This is a genomic window from Amycolatopsis sp. 2-15 (genome assembly GCF_030285625.1).
GTDB classification, from domain to species: Bacteria; Actinomycetota; Actinomycetes; order Mycobacteriales; family Pseudonocardiaceae; genus Amycolatopsis; species Amycolatopsis carbonis.
Window position 1 is genome coordinate 4,611,995 of sequence record NZ_CP127294.1, and the last position, 15,557, is coordinate 4,627,551.

Consider the following 15,557-nt stretch of genomic DNA (forward strand, 5'->3'; position numbering starts at 1 on the left):
GCGCACCGAACGCCACATTGGTTGCGTTGAGCGCACCGAACGCCACATTGGGGTGCTTTCCCCACCGCCCAAGGTGACAGGACAACACAACCCGAAGTGCACCCAGCCCCCACCCAGCACCTCGATCCTCGCGCCCTTCACGATTCTGGGCCACTGTCAAGGCACGGCACGCTTTCCCGCCTTGACAGTGGCCCAGAACCGTAGAAACACTAAAAATCGGGGTGCCCGTCACCCCCACCTCCGGCAATGGTGCGCTCCGCGCGCCGAGCCGAACTCACCACACCTCAGTCCGAAGTGGACTCACCCTGATCGCCACGCGCCAACACCGAATGCCGACGGCTGTACCCGAAATACACACCCATCCCGATCGCGAACCAGATCGCGAACCTCAACCACGTCTCCGGCTTCAAGAACGTGATCAACCAGATCGAGAACACCACCCCGATGATCGGCACCACCGGCATCCCGGGCGTCCGGAACGTCCGCGGCAGGTCCGGCCGCTTGTACCGCAACACGATCACCGCGATACACACCACCACGAACGCCAGCAGGATCCCGATGTTCGTCAGCTCGGCCGCCTCGCCGATCGGCAGGAACCCGGCGATGATCGCCGAGGCCACGCCGAGGATCCACGTCGTACGCGTGGGCACCTTGCGCACCGGGTGCGTCTTGCCGAACCACTTGGGCAGCAGGCCGTCGCGGCTCATCGAATAGCCGACGCGCGTGGCGCCGAGCAGGAACGTGAACAGCACGGTCAGGATGCCGATGATGGCGCCGACCGCGATCACCGCGCCCAGCCAGCCCAGCCCGACCGACGCGAACGCGCTGGAGAACGCCGCTTCGGGGTCGATGTCCTTGAAGTTCACCATGCCGGTCAGCACGAGGCACGCGAAGACGTAGAGCACCATCGAGATAGCGAGCGAGTAGAGGATCGCCTTCGGCATGTGCTTCTGGGAGTCCTTCGACTCCTCGGCCGCGGTGGACATGGCGTCGTATCCGAAGACCGCGAAGAAGACGGTGGCCGCACCCGTGAACGCGCCGCTGATGCCGAAGGGGAAGAAGTTGCTGTAGTTGCCCGTCTTGATGTGGAAGGCGCCGACCACGATCACCAGCACCACGAGCGCGACCTTGAGGTACACCAGCAGCGTCTCGAACCGCGCCGCGTTTTTCATGCCCTGGTTGAGGATGAACGCGATGAGCAGGCACAGCACCACGGCGAACAGGTTCACCACGTACGAGCCGTGCGCCACACCGTCGGGTTCCGTGCCCGGCGCGCCCGACATCCATTGCGGCAGCGAGACGTGCAGGAAGCCGAGCAGGTCGTTGAAGTAGCCGGAGATGCCGATGGCCACCACCGCCACGATCGCGGTGTACTCCAGCAGCAGGTCCCAGCCGATGAACCACCCGACGATCTCGCCGAGCACCGCGTAGCCGTAGGTGTAGGCCGAGCCGGCGCGCGGGATCAGGCCGGCGAACTCCGCGTACGAGAACGCCGCCGCGGCGCTCGCGATGCCCGCGATGAGGAACGAGATCAGCACGGCGGGGCCGGCCGTCTGGTTGGCCACCGCGCCCGCCAGCGAGAAGATCCCGGCGCCGATGATGCCGCCGACGCCGATGGCCGTCAGCTGGCGCAGGCCCAGCGTGCGTTGCAGCCCGTCACCGCCGCTCTCGATCGTCTCGATCGGTTTGCGCCGGAAGATGCCGGACCCTGTTCCCAGGCTGCGCGGAGCGGACATCGATGTCTCCTCATACGTCGTGAACCGAGCCCGGATCACGGGCTCTGGCAGCGCACCGTACTAGGCCGTGTCCGCTGTGTCACCGATGTTCGAAAGTGGGCGGGATCTCACTTGATCCACGGACAAGCGATCCCTGGTTCGGCGCGGCGCGCGCGACAACGATCGGGGAAGAACGACCACGAAGGAGCGCAGCATGCCGTTCGCGAATTTCAAGGTGCCCGCCGGATCTCTCACGCCGGAGCAGAAGGAACTGATCGTGCACCGCACCACCGACCTGTACGCCGAGATCTACGGCGAGCAGGCGCGCCCGAACACGATGGTCCTCGTCGAGGAGGTCGCCGACGGCGGCTGGGGCATCGGCGACCACGTGCTCACCCTCGCTCAGCTCCAAGGCGACTGAACGCCGGACCTCAGCCGGCTGCCGTGTCCTCCGCGGCCTGCGAAGCCGCGCGGGCCGGGCGTTGCACGTCGCCGGAGCGGACGGCGCCGGCGGTGAAGAAGGTGAGGAGCTCGGCGATCTCGGGAGGGTCGTCGAGCTGAGGGCAGTGGCCCCAGTCCTCGCGGACGAGGAGGCGGCTGTGCGGCACGAGGGTGTGCAGGCGGCGCCCGGCGGCCGAGGAGACGAGCTTGTCCTTGCCGCAGGCCACGACCAGGAGCGGGGCGTGCACGCGGTCGAGCTGGTAGGCGTCGGCGAGTTCGGTGACGAGCTGGCGCGCCTGCTCGAGGCGGGAGGTGGTGGCGCGGTAGTCGGGGAAGAGCGTGGTGAAGCGGCGTACCTGGCCGGCGTCGGCGGTGCCCGCGTCGGCATACAGCAGGCGGGGTACGACCTGCTCGGCGACCGCGCGGACCAGGAAGCCGGGTACGGGCAGGGGGAGCGCGGAGTACAGCCGCAGCGGCAACGGGTTGCGCGCGACCGTGCGGACGAGCCACGAGTCGACGAAGCCGGGCGCGGCGATCGACACGACGCCGACGAGCGGCAGCCGCGGGTTCTGCGCCGCGCGCAGGCTGAGCGTGCCGCCGAGGGAGTTGCCGGCGAGCACGACAGGTCCGAGCACGGCCTGCTCGCGCACCACGGCGGCGGCGAACGCGTCGAGCTGGGGGAGCATTGGGCCCGGGCGCAGGGGCTGGGCGTCGCCGAAACCGGGCAGGTCCACGGCGACGGCCGCGATGCCCGCGGCCGCGAGCTCGGCCAGCACGGGACGCCAGGTGTCGGCGCTGTCGCAGTAACCGTGGAGCAGCACCAGCCGGGGTGCGCAGGCTTTTTCGGTGCCACGCTTGCGTGGCCGCTTGGGCGCCTCGGCTCCCACCACCGGTGGACCGACTTCGAGCACCCGCGTCCGAACTCCGGCGAAGCGCCGGAAGGAGACCCGGACGGCATCCGGTTCGCTGCTGGGCCGGCCGCCCCGGACAGCGGGTGCGGGCCGCTTCGATGCGGTCATGTCTACAGGTTAACCGTTCAAGGTCGAGTTCTGGTCGAACATCGGGGGTAACAAGCCGATTGCGAACTCGGGGTGTTGACGGTTAACGGAATGCGGCGTACAAGCACCGGCCTGGGCTGATCCGTGACGGAAAAGCCCAGGCCGGAGGAGTTCTGTCGGCTCAGCGGGTGAAGACGATCTTGCCGGCGGTCTCGCCGTCGAGCATTGCGCGGAAGCCGTCCGCGGCGTCTTTGAGGGGTAGTTCTGTGCCGATCCGGGGCTTGATCCCCTTGAGGTCGAGGTAGCTCAGCATGTCGGCCAGCTCGTCACGGGTGCCCATGGTCGAGCCGGCGACGCGCAGCTGCAGGAAGAACACGCGCTGCAGATCAGCCGACGGGTCCGGGCCGCTCGTGGATCCCGACACCACCACGATGCCGCCCGGCTTGAGCGACTTGAGGGTGTGCGCCCACGTGGCCTTGCCCACGGTCTCGAACACCGCGTCGACGCGCTCGGGCAGCCGCGCGCCGGACTCGAACGTCTGGTGCGCGCCGACGCTTTCGGCCACCGCGCGCTTCTCCTCGCTGCGGCCGGTCACCCACACGCGGAAGCCCGCCGCGCGCCCGAGCGCGATCAGCGCCGTGGACACGCCGCCGGAGGCGCCCTGCACCAGCATCGTCTGGCCGGGGCGCAGGCCGGACTTCACGAACAGCATCCGGTATGCGGTGAGCCACGCCGTGCCCATCGTCGCGGCTTCGGGGAAGGTGAGGCCGGCCGGCTTGGGCACCACGTTGCGCGCGGGCACCACGACCTGCTCGGCGAACGTGCCCTGGTGCTTCTCGGTCAGCAGGGTGCGTTTCGGGTCGAGCGTGTCGTCGCCCTGCCAGCCCGGGGCGTTGACCACGGAGTGGAGCACGACCTCGGAGCCGTCGTCGAGCGTGCCGGCGCCGTCGCAGCCCAGGATCATCGGGAACTGGTCGGGCTTGATGCCGACACCACGCAGCGTCCACAGGTCGTGCATGTTGAGGCTGGCGGCCTTGACGTGCACCCGGACCCAGCCTTCGGGCACCTCGGGCTCGGGCCGCTCGCCGGCGACAAGAGAGTCGAGCGGGGCCTCGGCGTTGGGTTCCTTCGCGTATACGGCGAACATGGCAGCAACCTACCGCCCCTGGGCGCGCCGACGCAGCCTGGCGCGCGTAGGCTCACACCCGTGTTCAACGGGCTGGCCGACTGGTGGGACGGGGTCGAGCTGTGGCTCGCCCAGGCTTGGTTCCCCGTCCAGTTCGTGCTGGTCATGGTCGTGGTCGTACCGCTGTGCCTGCTCTTCGCGTGGGTCATCGACAAGCTGGTGGGCCGCTTCGCGCGCTGGTTCGGCCCGGCCCGCGACGACGACAACCCGCCCTCTTAGGCTCACTCACCATGGTCAACCGTAGGCGGATCACCGCCGCACTCGTCGGTCTCCTCGTGCTGGTGCTCGCGGGCTGGCTCGTGAAGGAGAACGTCGGGGACTCGTCCTCGTCGGCCCCCGCCACGCCGAGCAGCTCCGCCCCGGCCGGTGCTTCGGGCGTCGCCGCGAAGTTGCCCGGCGGCGACTCCGGGTTGCCGGTGAAACCGTTGTCCGGCTTGCCTTCACAGGCGCGCGACACGTGGAAGCTGATCGAGGCAGGCGGGCCGTACCCCTATCCGCGCAACGACAACGTCGTGTTCGAGAATCGTGAGAAAGTGCTGCCGCGGAAGCAATCGGGTTACTACCACGAGTTCACGGTAACCACGCCGAAGAGCCCCGACCGCGGCCCGCGCCGCCTGGTCACCGGGCAGGCCAAGGAACTGTTCTACACCGACGACCACTACGCGTCGTTCGTCGTCGTGGACCCGAACCGGTGACGCCGGCCGACGAGGCGAAGGCCGCCGCGGACGAGGCCTTCGCGCGGGGCGCGTACCCGCACCTGGTCAACGGCGGCACGGTGGACAAGGCCTCCACGCTCGACGCGATCGCGAAGGCGATGTCCTTCCCGGACTACTTCGGCCGCAACCTCGACGCGTTGTACGACATGCTCACGGACCTGTCGTGGCTGCCCGCGGGCGAGCACGTGCTGATCTGGCGCGGCTCGGAAGCCTTGCGCCAGGCCGAACCGAAGAACTACCTGGCGATCCGCAGCGTGCTGTCCGACGCTCAGCGCGCGCTCGGCCCGGTGGACGGCAAAGCGGATTCCTGGCAGCTGACGGTCGTTCTGGCCGACTCGTAACGCCCCGCACCCCAATGCGGCTTTGGGTGCGCTCAACGCAACCAACGCCGCATTGGGGTGGTCGGGCCCGGGCTCAGTCTGTGTGGTCTTCGGGGACCCAGTTCGGCTTGCGCTTCTGGGCGAAGGCGAGAATGCCTTCCTGGCCTTCCTCGCTGGCGAAGAAGCCGGCCGACAGTTCGTTCATCGCGGCGAAGCCTTCCGACGGCGTGGCCGGCCGCGGCTTGCTCAGCAAGGTTTTGGTCGCTGCCAACGCCTTCGGGCCGCCGAGCGTCAGCGACTTCAGGTACCGCGCCACGGTCTCGTCGAGCTCGGCGGCGGGCACCGCGGCGTTGAGCAGCCCGATCTCCACGGCCCTCTGCGCGTCGAACACGTCGCCGGTGAGGAACAGCTCGTGCGCGGCGCGGGGGTTCAGCCGCGGCAGCACCGTCAGCGAGATCACGGCCGGGATCACGCCGATGCGGACCTCGGAGAACGCGAACGTCGCCTCGGGCACCGCGACCGCGATGTCGCACGCGGCGATCATGCCGATGCCGCCGGCGCGGGCCGGGCCGGCCAGGCGCGCCACGACGGGCTTCGGGCTGGTCCAGAGCTGGTCGAGGATCTTCGGGAACTCGTTCACGCCCTGGGCGCCGGCTCCGGCGCCGCGGGCCTCCTTGAGGTCCATGCCGGCGCAGAACACCGGGCCGGTGTGTGTCAGGAGCACCACGCGCACGGCGTCGTCGGCGACTGCTTTGTCCAGCGACTCGGACAGTTCGCGGCGCAGCTGCGCGGACAGGGCGTTGCGGTTGTGCGGGGAGTCGAGGGTGATCGTGGCGGCGCCGCCCACCACGTCGTAGTGCACCAGTTCGTCAGCCATGGCACCACGATCGCACACGCGTGTGCGAGACCGCTGTGACGTGCGTCCGGGGCCGCCGGGACGGGGCGGCCCCCGACAGTGTTCAACCTCCGGCGGGTCAGCCGATGGCGGTGGTCGTGAAGACCGGGCTCGGCGACGGGAAGCACGCGGTCGGCGCCGAGATGTCGATCAGCTGGTTGACCACGGCGGTGAAGGTGAGGCCCGGGTCGGCATAGCTGGTGCCGGCCAGCTTCGTCTCGATGGTGCCGGACGCGCCCGCCGTGAGGTGCACGGTCACGGCCGGCAGCTCGAACGTCGCGCCGCCCGCGATCGGGCCCGCCCAAAACGCGTATCGGATTCAGCTTTATGTGCTGACCTGCGCAGGAGCGTGCTACTAAAGCGGTATCCGGGTCACGACGTCCGCGTAGCGGTGCAGCACGGCGGCCGCCACGCGCGGGTCGGTGCCCAGCGGTTCGGCGACGAACACGGCTCGGTCGGCCTCGCGGGCGTGCACCGCGATGCGGTCCGGCAGCAGTCCGGGCGCGAGGAACCACGACGCGACGACGATCCGCCGCACGCCCCGCGCCCGCAGCCGCGCCACCGCGGCGGGTACGTCGGGCTGCGCCGCGCTCGCGAACGCCTCGGTGACCGGCAGCCCCAGTTCGCCTTCCCAGCGGACGGCGAGGTCGGCCACGGCCGAGTTGGCCCCGGCGTTCGACGAACCGACGGCGCTCACCACGACCCCGTCGCCCGGGCCCAGGCCGGCGCCGGAGAGCCGGGCGAGCGCGACGCGCTCCAGCACCGGGTCCACGCCCAGCACCTCGGACACCCGCACGTCGAACCCCGGGCACTCCGCCTTGACCTCGGTGACGAGCGCGGGCAGGTCCACCCGCGCGTGGAACGCGCTGCCGAGCAGCAGCGGTACCACGACCGCGGCGCGGTGCCCCTGTGCGTAGAGCCTCCGCAGGACGTCGGTGACCCGCGGTTCCGAGAGATCCAGGAAGGACTCGTAGACCTCGATCCCCGGTGCCTGCACGCGCACGCGCTCCACGAGCCCCCGCACGGTCGCAGCCGAACGGGGGTCGCGGCTGCCGTGCGCGACGGGAACGAGGGGAGCCGTCACGGGAACCGTTCGCCGACCAGCCCGGCGGCGAGCGTGTCGCCGTCCTTCGGGTCGATCACGAGGAACGCGCCCGTACGCGGGCTGTCGGTGTAGTCGTCCACGCCCAGCGGTTCGGCCAGGTACAGCTCGACGCGGCCGATGTCGTTGAGGTCCAACGACTCCGGATCGTCCACACTGGACAACGTCTGCTCGTCGAAGCGCGCGGTGAGCTCGGTGACATTGGCCTGCACCGTGCGCGTGCCGTGCTTCACGAGCACGCGCGCGCCCGGCTTGAGCTGCTTCGACGAGAGCCAGCACAGCGTCGCGGTGAGCTCGTCGGTGACGCGGGGCTGACGATCGGCCACGGCGATGAGGTCGCCGCGGGAGATGTCGAGGTCGTCGGCCAGCAGCAGCGTCACGGACGTGCCGGCGCCCGCTTCGTCCAGCGGTCCGTCGGCGGTGTCGATGCGCTCGACCGTGCTGCGCAGCCCGGCGGGCAGCACGACGATCTCGTCGCCGGGCCGGACGGTGCCGGCGGCGATCTGCCCGGCGTAGCCGCGGTAGTCGAGGTGCTCGGGCGTGCGTGGCCGGATCACGTACTGCACGGGGAAGCGGAACGCCGCCTCGTGCGGGTCCGGTGCCACGGGCACGGTTTCCAGGTGTTCCAGCAGGGCCGGGCCGTCGTACCAGGGGGTGCGCTCGGAGGAGGTGGCGACGTTGTCGCCTTCGAGTGCGGAGACGGGGATGGTGACGACGGAGCCGTGCTCGTAGCCCAAAGATTCGGCGTGGGCGGTGAACTCCTTGGCGATGACGGAGAAGGTCTCTTCGTCGTAGTCGACGAGGTCGATCTTGTTCACCGCCAGCACCAGCCGCGGCACGCCCAGCAGCGCCAGCACCGCCGCGTGGCGGCGGGTCTGCTCCACGACCCCCTTGCGCGCGTCGACCAGCAGCACCGCGAGCTGCGCGGTGGAGGCGCCGGTGACCGTGTTGCGGGTGTACTGCACGTGCCCCGGGGTGTCGGCGAGGACGAACGAGCGGCGTGGGGTGGCGAAGTAGCGGTAGGCCACGTCGATGGTGATGCCCTGCTCCCGCTCCGAGCGCAGGCCGTCGACCAGCAGCGACAAGTCCGGTGTGGACAGTCCCTTGTCCACCGACGCGCGCGTGACCGCGTCGAGTTGGTCGGCCAGCACCGACTTCGTGTCGTACAACAGCCGCCCGACCAGGGTGGACTTACCGTCGTCGACGCTGCCCGCCGTGGCGAGCCTCAGCAGCGAACTCATCAGAAGTAGCCCTCCCGCTTGCGGTCTTCCATGGCCGCTTCCGACATCCGGTCATCCGCCCGCGTCGCCCCGCGCTCGGTCAGCCGCGACGCGGAGACCTCCGCGATCACGTCGGCCACGGTCACCGCGGTGGACTCGATCGCGCCGGTGCACGAGCCGTCGCCGACGGTGCGGTAGCGCACGGACAGTTCCTGCACCTGCTCGTCGGCGCGGGGGCCGCCCCAGGGGCCTTCGGTGAGCCACATGCCGTCGCGCTGGTAGACCTCGCGCTGGTGGGCGTAGTAGATCGAGGGCAGCTCGACCTTTTCGCGGGCGATGTAGTTCCACACGTCCGCTTCGGTCCAGTTCGACAGCGGGAAGACGCGGACCTGCTCGCCGGGCCGGTGACGGCCGTTGTAGAGGTTCCACAGCTCCGGGCGCTGCCGGCGCGGCTCCCACTGCCCGAACGAGTTGCGCAGGCTGAAGATCCGCTCCTTGGCCCGCGCGCGTTCTTCGTCGCGGCGGCCGCCGCCGAACACCGCGTCGAACTTGTTCTCCGCGATCGTGTCCAGCAACGGCGTGGTCTGCAGCGGGTTGCGCATCCCGTCGGCGCGCTCTTCGAGGCGGCCGTCGTCGATCCAGTCCTGCACCTTCGCCACGACCAGGCGCAGCCCGTGCTTTTCGACGACGTGGTCGCGGAAGGCGATCACCTCGTCGAAGTTGTGCCCGGTGTCGACGTGCAGCAACGGAAACGGCACCGGCGCCGGCCAGAACGCCTTGATCGCCAAGTGCAACAGCAGCGTCGAGTCCTTGCCGCCGGAGAACAAGATCACCGGCCGGTCGAACTCACCCGCCACCTCACGGAAAATGTGGATGGCCTCGGATTCCAGTGCGGCGAGATTGTCGAACGCGATCGCGGCCGGGGTCTGGGGTTTGGCCCCAGAGGGCACAGTCAGAGTGGTCATCGGTCCCTTCCTCAGCCGTGCAGTCCGCACTCGGTCTTCGACTGGCCGGCCCAGCGGCCGCTGCGCGGGTTCTGCCCGGCCTCGACCTTCGCCGTGCACGGCGCGCAGCCGATGGACGGATAACCCACCGACACCAACGGGTTCTCGAGCACGCCGTGGTCGCGGATATAGCCGTTGAACTCGTCGTCGGTCCACGCGGCGAGCGGGTTGACCTTCACCAGGCCGTTGCGCTCGTCCCAGGTGACGATCGGGGTGTTCGCGCGCGTCGGTGCGTCCACGCGGCGCACGCCGGTGACCCACGCCGAGTACTTCGCCAGCGTGTCGCGCAGCGGCACGACCTTGCGCAGGAAACAACACTGGTTGGGGTCCCGGGCGAACAGGTCCTTGCCGTACTCGGTGTCCTGCTCGGCCACGCTCTGCTCGGCCTGCGCGTTGACGATCGTCACGTCGGGGTACACGGTCTGCACGGCGTCGCGCGTGCCGATCGTTTCCGGGAAGTGGTAACCGGTCTCGAGGAACAAAACGTCCACATCGGACTTGACCTGGGTGGCCAGGTCGATGAGCACGGCGTCCTGCATGTTCGACGCGACGATGAAGTCGTCGCCGAACTGCTCCACCGTCCAGCGCAGGGCTTCCTCCGCCGTGGCCTGGGCCAGCTCTTTCTCCGCGCGTTCGGCCAGGGTCCGGTAGTCAGCTGTGGCCGTCATCCGAGCGTCTCCTCCGGTAGGAACAGTCCGTGGAACTTCACCGAGAACCCGCGCCGGCAGGCACCGCAGAGCCAGCCGCCGTCCTCGGCGGGGCGCAGGTCCTCGTCACCGCAGAACGGGCAATAGTAGGGCACCGCCCGTTCCGTAGAGGTCACTGCAGCAGGCTTTCGTCGGCCCGCCCGGCCCACTGCGCGAACCGCTCGCCGGGCTCGCGGCCGTCGAGGTAGGCGCGGACCACGCGCTCGACGTAGTCCACCAGCTCGTCGGCGACGACCTTGTGCCCGCGCAGCTTGCGGCCGAACCCGGCGTCGAGGCCGAGCCCGCCGCCGAGGTGCACCTGGAAACCCTCGACCTGGCGGCCGTCGGCGTCGGTGACGATCTGGCCTTTCAGCCCGATGTCGGCGGTCTGGATGCGGGCGCAGGAGTTGGGGCAGCCGTTGAGGTGCACGCTGACGGGGTTCTCCAGGTCGCCCTGGACGTCGGCGAGGCGCTTCTCGAGGTCGGTCACCAGCGCCAGCGCGCGGGCCTTGGTCTCGACGATCGCGAGCTTGCAGAACTCCAGCCCGGTGCACGCCATCACGCTGCGCCGCCACGGCGAGGGCTTGGTGTGCAGGCCCAGCTCGGCGAGCTCGGTCTCCAGGCCCGGCACCTCGGACTCGGGCACGTCGAGGACCACGAGCTTCTGCTGCGGCGTCAGGCGCACGCGCGCCGAGCCCGCGCGTTCGGCGGCCTTGGCCACGGCCAGCAGCGTCTCGCCGTTCACGCGGCCGGCAACGGGCGCCGCGCCGACGTAGAACTTGCCGTCGACCTGCCGGTGCACGCCCACGTGGTCGATCGGGGCGGGCGGCACTTCGGGCGCGGGGCCGTCGAGCAGCGGGCGCTTGAGGTACTTCTCCTCCAGCACCTCGCGGAACTTGGCGGCGCCCCAGTCCTTGACCAGGAACTTGATGCGGGCGCGCGAGCGCAGGCGGCGGTAGCCGTAGTCGCGGAAGACGCTGATCACGCCTTCCCACACGTCCGGCACCTCGTCGCGCGGCACCCAGGCGCCGAGGCGCTGGCCGATCATCGGGTTGGTCGAGAGGCCGCCGCCGACCCAGACGTCGAAGCCCGGGCCGTGCTCGGGGTGGTTCACGCCGACGAACGCGACATCGTGGATCTCGTGCGCCACGTCCGCCTGGCCCGACACCGCCGTCTTGAACTTGCGCGGCAGGTTCGCGTACTGCGGGTCGCCGATGTAGCGGCGCTTGATCTCCTCGATGGCGGGCGTGCCGTCGATGATCTCGTCGGCCGCGATCCCGGCGACGGGCGAGCCGAGGATCACGCGGGGGCTGTCGCCGCACGCCTCCATGGTGGTCATGCCCGCGTTCTCGAGCTTCTGCCAGATCGTAGGCACGTCCTCGATCCGGATCCAGTGGTACTGGATGTTCTGCCGGTCGGTGATGTCGGCCGTGCCGCGCGCGTGTGTCTGCGAGATCTCCGCCAGTACGGCGAGCTGCTGCGTGGTGAGCATGCCGCCGTCGAGGCGCACACGCATCATGAAGTAGCGGGCGTCCAGCTCTTCGGGCTCGAGCGTGGCCGTGCGGCCGCCGTCGATGCCTTCCTTGCGCTGGGTGTAGAGGCCGAACCAGCGGAACCGGCCGCGCAGGTCACCGGGGTCGATCGAGTCGAAGCCGCCGCGGGCGTAGATGTTCTCGATGCGCGCGCGGGCGTTGAGCGGGTTGTCGTCTTTCTTCGACCGCTCGTTGGGGTTCAGCGGCTCTCGGTAGCCGAGCGCCCACTGTCCCTCGCCGCGCTTCTGCCGCGGACGGCTCTTCGCGGGGGTTTCGCGCGTGGGTGAGGCCATGAGGAGTCCTCCGGTTCGTGGCTCCGGACGCCGCTGAAGTCGTGCCGCTTTATGGCGGGCAACGGGGGATCGCGGCGGGTCCGGCGCCTGCGGTCCAGCTTCGGTGGGCTGAGCGTGGTGGGCTGGGTCGGGCGTCGGGAGTCAGCGGGCAGGTCGGCAGAGCGCGCTCGCGACCCGCAGAAGGTCGACGTGGCGGCGCGCCACGAGAAGGACACCGGCAGGACTCACCGGCCCAGATAACCACGCGTTCAGAACGTGGTTCAAACGCGTCCGGATGGTGGGAGGGCCCGGGCGCGGGGCTTGCGTGTGGACCGCCGCTGTGGGTGAGCGGTGCTCGCTGCCTGCGGTTTTGCGGCGCGGGGCGGATGTTTCGGGCAGCTGTTGGGATGCGGTCAGGGCCGGTTCGGGCGACGGTGTGGTTCGTTCGGCGGCCGAACTTCCGCCCGGGTGGAGCAGGGTGCGGGGAGCACCGGTGCGGTGCGAGGGACAATGGACGTCGTGCCTGACGTAGCCGAGCTGCCTGCCGAGACCGGATTGCCCGAAAGCGCCCTGGAGGGGCTGGGGCGGCGGCCGTTCGGGGTCTACGTGCACGTGCCGTTCTGCGCGACGCGCTGCGGGTACTGCGATTTCAACACCTACACCGCCGGTGAGCTGGGGTCGGCGGCGTCGCCGAAGTCGTGGCTCGACGGGCTGCGCAGCGAGCTGGAGCTGGCCGCGCGGGTGCTGGGGGAGCCGCCGGCGGCGGACACGGTGTTCGTGGGCGGGGGCACGCCGTCGTTGCTGGGCGCGGACGGGCTGGCGGAGGTGCTCGAGGTCGTGCGCGGCGCGTTCGGGCTGGCGCCCGGTGCCGAGGTCACGACCGAGTCCAATCCCGAGTCGACCTCGCCGGAGTTCTTCGAACGCATCCGGGCGGCCGGGTACACGCGAGTGTCGCTGGGGATGCAGTCGGCCGCGCGGCACGTGCTGCAGGTGCTCGACCGCGTGCACACGCCCGGCCGGCCCGTGGACGCCGCGCGCGAGGCCCGGGCCGCCGGGTTCGAGCACGTGAACCTCGACGTCATCTACGGCACGCCCGGCGAGCGCCCGGAGGACCTGCGGGCCTCGCTCGACGCCGTGCTGTCCGCGGGCGTGGACCACGTGTCGGCGTACGCGCTGATCGTCGAGGAGGGCACCGCGCTCGCCCGCCGCGTGCGCCGCGGCGAGCTGCCCGCGCCCGACGACGACGTGCTGGCCACCGACTACGAGATGATCGACTCCGTGCTCTCGGCCGCCGGCCTGCGCTGGTACGAGGTGTCCAACTGGGCCACGGACGACGCGGCCCGCTGCCGGCACAACCTCGGCTACTGGCAGGGCGGCGACTGGTGGGGCGCGGGTCCCGGCGCGCACAGCCACGTGGGCGGTGTGCGCTGGTGGAACGTCAAGCACCCGGCCAAGTACGCGTCGCTGCTGGCGGAGGGCAACAGTCCCGAAGCCGGCCGTGAGCTGCTCACCGAAGAGGACCGGCACCTCGAACGCATCATGCTCGAACTCCGTGTCGCGGAAGGACTCGCGCTCGACGCACTCGACGCCGCCGGCATCGAAGAAGCTCGCGCCGCGGCGGCGGAAGGTCTCCTGGAACCGTCCGTTCTGGACAGTCGCGGCCGTGCCGTGCTGACGGACCGCGGGCGGCTGCTCGCCGACGGTGTGGTTCGTCGCCTGGCCGGCTGAATTTTCGCTCAGCGGGCATAAACCCGGCGGATGGTTCGTTGGTCGAAGTATCGACGAGCGAGGGAGTCGCGCATGCCGCAGGCGGTCAGGTACAGCGAACACGGCGGGATCGACGTCCTGAGAGTGGAAGAGGTCGTTCGTCCGGTGCCCGGCCCCGGTCAGGTGCTCGTGGAGGTCAGAGCCGCCGGGATCAACCCCGGTGAAGCCGCCATCCGCGAAGGCGTGTTCGCGCGGCAGTTCCCTTCGACGTTCCCGTCCGGGCAGGGCAGTGACCTCGCCGGCGTGGTCGCCGAGCTGAGTGCCGACGTGGAGGAGATCCAGGTCGGCGACGAGGTCATCGGTTTCGTGCACACGCGGTCCAGCCAGGCCGAGTTCGTGCTGGTGAACGCCGAGAACCTGACCCCGAAGCCCAGCGGCGTGTCGTGGGAAGCGGCGGGCGGGCTGTTCGTCGCCGGCACCACCGCGTACGCCGCCGTGCGCGCGACCGGCCTGCGCGAGGACGACACCCTCGTGGTGTCCGGCGCGGCGGGCGGTGTCGGCTCCCTGGTCGTGCAGCTGGCGAAGCTCACCGGCGCGACCGTGGTCGGGATCGCGAGCGAGGCCAACCACGCGTGGCTGAAGGAGCAGGACGTGCTCCCGGTGGCCTACGGCGAGGGCCTCGAAGAGCGCATCCGCGAGATCACCGGCGGCAAGGTCGACGCGTTCATCGACACCTACGGCGACGGGTACGTCGAGCTCGCGCTGCGCCTGGGTGTCTACACAGGACGGATCGACACCGTGATCGACTTCGCCGCCGCCCAGAAGTACAACGTGAAGACCGACGGGAACATGGCCGCCGCGACCGCGGAAGTCATGCGCGACCTCGCCGCGCTCGTGGACAAGGGCCTGCTGGAGGTGCCCGTCGCGGCCACCTATCCGCTGGCGCGGGTGCAGGACGCCTACCGTGAGCTGGAGCAGCGCCACACGCGCGGCAAGATCGTGCTCAAGCCCTGACGAGGCTCTGCAGTCCGCCCACGAACATCGCGAGGGCGAACTCGAAGCGGTCCTTGCTCGTCTCGCCGGTGAAGAACTGCCCGGACAACAACAGGTTCGGGAACGCACCGGCCGGCAGGGACCGCATGTAGTCGGCCATCTGACGGCCGCGTTCGGCGACTTCCGCCTCGTCGTAGTCGCCGAACGTCCAGCTGCTCGCTTCGTAGGCATACGCCTTGGCGTACAAGCTCAACGCGTCGCCCGCGAACACCGCCTGCTTCAGATCCAGGCCCCCGGCGCGCAGGATCGCGAGCATCGCCTCGCCCTGGCGCAGCGAGTTGGGCGTGACGGGCACGGGCGTGTTCCACGCGACCTTCGCGATGCCGGGATAGGCGACCATCGCGCGGACCTGGTGCCGCACCTGCTCTTTCACCTGCTCGGCCCAGTTTGCGGGATCCGGCTGCGGCACCGGCACGTCGCCCAGGACCGCGTCGAGCATGAGCTCGTCGAGCTCCTCCTTGTTGGCCACGTGCGCGTAGAGCGACGCGGGCCCGGTCTCCAGCTGCTGAGCGATCCTTCGCATCGACACGGCCTCGAAGCCCTCGGCGGCGAGCAGGTCCAGCGCCGTCTTCACCACCAGATCCCGTGACAGCAACGGCTTTTCGGCGCGCCGGCGGGGGCTCGGGCTACGGCGCCACGGCGGGGGCGGGACGGTCATGGACAGCAGCCTAGACGAATCGGGCCTTGACTCGAACGCCGTTCGTCGATAG

Annotated in this window: 18 protein-coding genes and 1 pseudogene; 6 read left to right on the forward strand and 13 right to left on the reverse strand. The window is 70.1% G+C overall.

Translation table 11 applies throughout. The features are described 5' to 3' along the window. Window positions 1-284: 284 nt before the first annotated feature. Window positions 285-1,736, reverse strand: coding sequence for an amino acid permease (locus tag QRX50_RS22805; RefSeq protein WP_285973931.1), 1,452 nt, complete (start codon window positions 1,734-1,736; stop codon window positions 285-287). A 193-nt stretch (window positions 1,737-1,929) separates the two neighbouring features. Between QRX50_RS22805 and QRX50_RS22810 the strand changes: the two genes are divergently transcribed. After that, the gene (locus QRX50_RS22810; protein ID WP_285973932.1) at window positions 1,930-2,136 is read left to right on the forward strand and encodes a tautomerase family protein; all 207 of its coding nucleotides are present in this window, start codon (window positions 1,930-1,932) and stop codon (window positions 2,134-2,136) included. A gap of 10 nt (window positions 2,137-2,146) precedes the next feature. Here QRX50_RS22810 and QRX50_RS22815 read toward each other — a convergent pair whose 3' ends face one another. Then, on the reverse strand, window positions 2,147-3,175 hold the full coding sequence (locus tag QRX50_RS22815; RefSeq protein WP_285973933.1) for an alpha/beta fold hydrolase: 1,029 nt from the start codon (window positions 3,173-3,175) through the stop codon (window positions 2,147-2,149). Window positions 3,176-3,335: 160 nt separating this feature from the next. After that, the gene (locus QRX50_RS22820; protein ID WP_285973934.1) at window positions 3,336-4,301 is read right to left on the reverse strand and encodes a quinone oxidoreductase family protein; all 966 of its coding nucleotides are present in this window, start codon (window positions 4,299-4,301) and stop codon (window positions 3,336-3,338) included. A 60-nt stretch (window positions 4,302-4,361) separates the two neighbouring features. Between QRX50_RS22820 and QRX50_RS22825 the strand changes: the two genes are divergently transcribed. Genes QRX50_RS22825 through QRX50_RS22835 form a run of 3 tightly spaced genes read left to right on the forward strand, consistent with a single transcriptional unit; the run spans window position 4,362 to window position 5,397 of the window. Then, entirely contained in the window at window positions 4,362-4,559 is a 198-nt protein-coding gene (locus QRX50_RS22825) for a hypothetical protein (protein WP_285973935.1), read from the forward strand. Between the two features lie 11 nt (window positions 4,560-4,570). After that, entirely contained in the window at window positions 4,571-5,035 is a 465-nt protein-coding gene (locus tag QRX50_RS22830) for a guanyl-specific ribonuclease (protein ID WP_285973936.1), read from the forward strand. Beyond that, on the forward strand, window positions 5,032-5,397 hold the full coding sequence (locus tag QRX50_RS22835) for a barstar family protein (RefSeq protein WP_285973937.1): 366 nt from the start codon (window positions 5,032-5,034) through the stop codon (window positions 5,395-5,397). Before QRX50_RS22830 ends, QRX50_RS22835 begins: the two co-directional genes overlap by 4 nt. A gap of 73 nt (window positions 5,398-5,470) precedes the next feature. On the opposite strand, the gene QRX50_RS22840 is transcribed toward QRX50_RS22835, so the two are convergent. The 9 genes and pseudogenes from QRX50_RS22840 to QRX50_RS49650 all read right to left on the reverse strand — a co-directional run bounded on the left by QRX50_RS22840 (window position 5,471) and on the right by QRX50_RS49650 (window position 12,699). After that, window positions 5,471-6,253 (reverse strand): enoyl-CoA hydratase family protein, encoded by a 783-nt coding sequence (locus tag QRX50_RS22840; RefSeq protein WP_285973938.1) that lies wholly within the window; start codon window positions 6,251-6,253, stop codon window positions 5,471-5,473. A gap of 97 nt (window positions 6,254-6,350) precedes the next feature. Continuing rightward, window positions 6,351-6,569 (reverse strand): annotated as a pseudogene (locus QRX50_RS22845) (cyclase); the annotation flags it as partial. A 57-nt stretch (window positions 6,570-6,626) separates the two neighbouring features. Next, window positions 6,627-7,355 (reverse strand): sirohydrochlorin chelatase, encoded by a 729-nt coding sequence (locus QRX50_RS22850; protein ID WP_285973939.1) that lies wholly within the window; start codon window positions 7,353-7,355, stop codon window positions 6,627-6,629. Beyond that, window positions 7,352-8,614 carry a sulfate adenylyltransferase subunit 1 gene (locus QRX50_RS22855; protein WP_285973940.1) on the reverse strand — a complete coding sequence of 421 codons (1,263 nt, stop codon included), beginning with the start codon at window positions 8,612-8,614 and terminating at the stop codon, window positions 7,352-7,354. The genes QRX50_RS22850 and QRX50_RS22855 overlap by 4 nt, the downstream gene beginning before the upstream one ends. Further along, a complete protein-coding gene (cysD, locus tag QRX50_RS22860; protein WP_285973941.1) occupies window positions 8,614-9,558 on the reverse strand; it encodes a sulfate adenylyltransferase subunit CysD in 945 nt (314 codons plus the stop codon). Before cysD ends, QRX50_RS22855 begins: the two co-directional genes overlap by 1 nt. Before the next feature lie 11 nt (window positions 9,559-9,569). Beyond that, entirely contained in the window at window positions 9,570-10,265 is a 696-nt protein-coding gene (locus QRX50_RS22865; RefSeq protein ID WP_285973942.1) for a phosphoadenylyl-sulfate reductase, read from the reverse strand. Beyond that, window positions 10,262-10,420: an eL43 family ribosomal protein gene (locus tag QRX50_RS22870; protein ID WP_285973943.1), complete on the reverse strand. Its 159-nt coding sequence runs from the start codon at window positions 10,418-10,420 to the stop codon at window positions 10,262-10,264. The genes QRX50_RS22865 and QRX50_RS22870 overlap by 4 nt, the downstream gene beginning before the upstream one ends. After that, on the reverse strand, window positions 10,417-12,108 hold the full coding sequence (locus tag QRX50_RS22875) for a nitrite/sulfite reductase (RefSeq protein ID WP_285973944.1): 1,692 nt from the start codon (window positions 12,106-12,108) through the stop codon (window positions 10,417-10,419). The genes QRX50_RS22870 and QRX50_RS22875 overlap by 4 nt, the downstream gene beginning before the upstream one ends. Window positions 12,109-12,249: 141 nt before the next feature. Then, on the reverse strand, window positions 12,250-12,699 hold the full coding sequence (locus QRX50_RS49650; RefSeq protein ID WP_353074133.1) for a putative leader peptide: 450 nt from the start codon (window positions 12,697-12,699) through the stop codon (window positions 12,250-12,252). Here QRX50_RS49650 and hemW point away from each other — a divergent pair. Both hemW and QRX50_RS22885 read left to right on the forward strand, forming a co-directional pair. Beyond that, complete coding sequence (gene hemW / locus QRX50_RS22880; RefSeq protein WP_285973945.1) at window positions 12,607-13,815, forward strand: radical SAM family heme chaperone HemW; 1,209 nt, start codon at window positions 12,607-12,609, stop codon at window positions 13,813-13,815. The two genes, QRX50_RS49650 and hemW, sit on opposite strands and share 93 nt — an antisense overlap. Window positions 13,816-13,887: 72 nt before the next feature. Beyond that, complete coding sequence (locus QRX50_RS22885; protein WP_285973946.1) at window positions 13,888-14,808, forward strand: NADP-dependent oxidoreductase; 921 nt, start codon at window positions 13,888-13,890, stop codon at window positions 14,806-14,808. On the opposite strand, the gene QRX50_RS22890 is transcribed toward QRX50_RS22885, so the two are convergent. Further along, window positions 14,798-15,505 carry a TetR/AcrR family transcriptional regulator gene (locus QRX50_RS22890; RefSeq protein WP_285973947.1) on the reverse strand — a complete coding sequence of 236 codons (708 nt, stop codon included), beginning with the start codon at window positions 15,503-15,505 and terminating at the stop codon, window positions 14,798-14,800. The two genes, QRX50_RS22885 and QRX50_RS22890, sit on opposite strands and share 11 nt — an antisense overlap. Between the last annotated feature and the right edge of the window lie 52 nt (window positions 15,506-15,557).

Coding starts and splice junctions, on each gene's coding strand:
- QRX50_RS22810 (WP_285973932.1), top strand. CDS start 1,930: ATGCCGTTCGCGAATTTCAAGGTGCCCGCCGGATCTCTCACGCCGGAG.
- QRX50_RS22855 (WP_285973940.1), bottom strand. CDS start 8,614: ATGAGTTCGCTGCTGAGGCTCGCCACGGCGGGCAGCGTCGACGACGGT.
- QRX50_RS22885 (WP_285973946.1), top strand. CDS start 13,888: ATGCCGCAGGCGGTCAGGTACAGCGAACACGGCGGGATCGACGTCCTG.
- QRX50_RS22840 (WP_285973938.1), bottom strand. CDS start 6,253: ATGGCTGACGAACTGGTGCACTACGACGTGGTGGGCGGCGCCGCCACG.
- QRX50_RS22875 (WP_285973944.1), bottom strand. CDS start 12,108: ATGGCCTCACCCACGCGCGAAACCCCCGCGAAGAGCCGTCCGCGGCAG.
- QRX50_RS22890 (WP_285973947.1), bottom strand. CDS start 15,505: ATGACCGTCCCGCCCCCGCCGTGGCGCCGTAGCCCGAGCCCCCGCCGG.
- QRX50_RS22815 (WP_285973933.1), bottom strand. CDS start 3,175: ATGACCGCATCGAAGCGGCCCGCACCCGCTGTCCGGGGCGGCCGGCCC.
- QRX50_RS22830 (WP_285973936.1), top strand. CDS start 4,571: ATGGTCAACCGTAGGCGGATCACCGCCGCACTCGTCGGTCTCCTCGTG.
- QRX50_RS22820 (WP_285973934.1), bottom strand. CDS start 4,301: ATGTTCGCCGTATACGCGAAGGAACCCAACGCCGAGGCCCCGCTCGAC.
- QRX50_RS22805 (WP_285973931.1), bottom strand. CDS start 1,736: ATGTCCGCTCCGCGCAGCCTGGGAACAGGGTCCGGCATCTTCCGGCGC.
- cysD (WP_285973941.1), bottom strand. CDS start 9,558: ATGACCACTCTGACTGTGCCCTCTGGGGCCAAACCCCAGACCCCGGCC.
- QRX50_RS22865 (WP_285973942.1), bottom strand. CDS start 10,265: ATGACGGCCACAGCTGACTACCGGACCCTGGCCGAACGCGCGGAGAAA.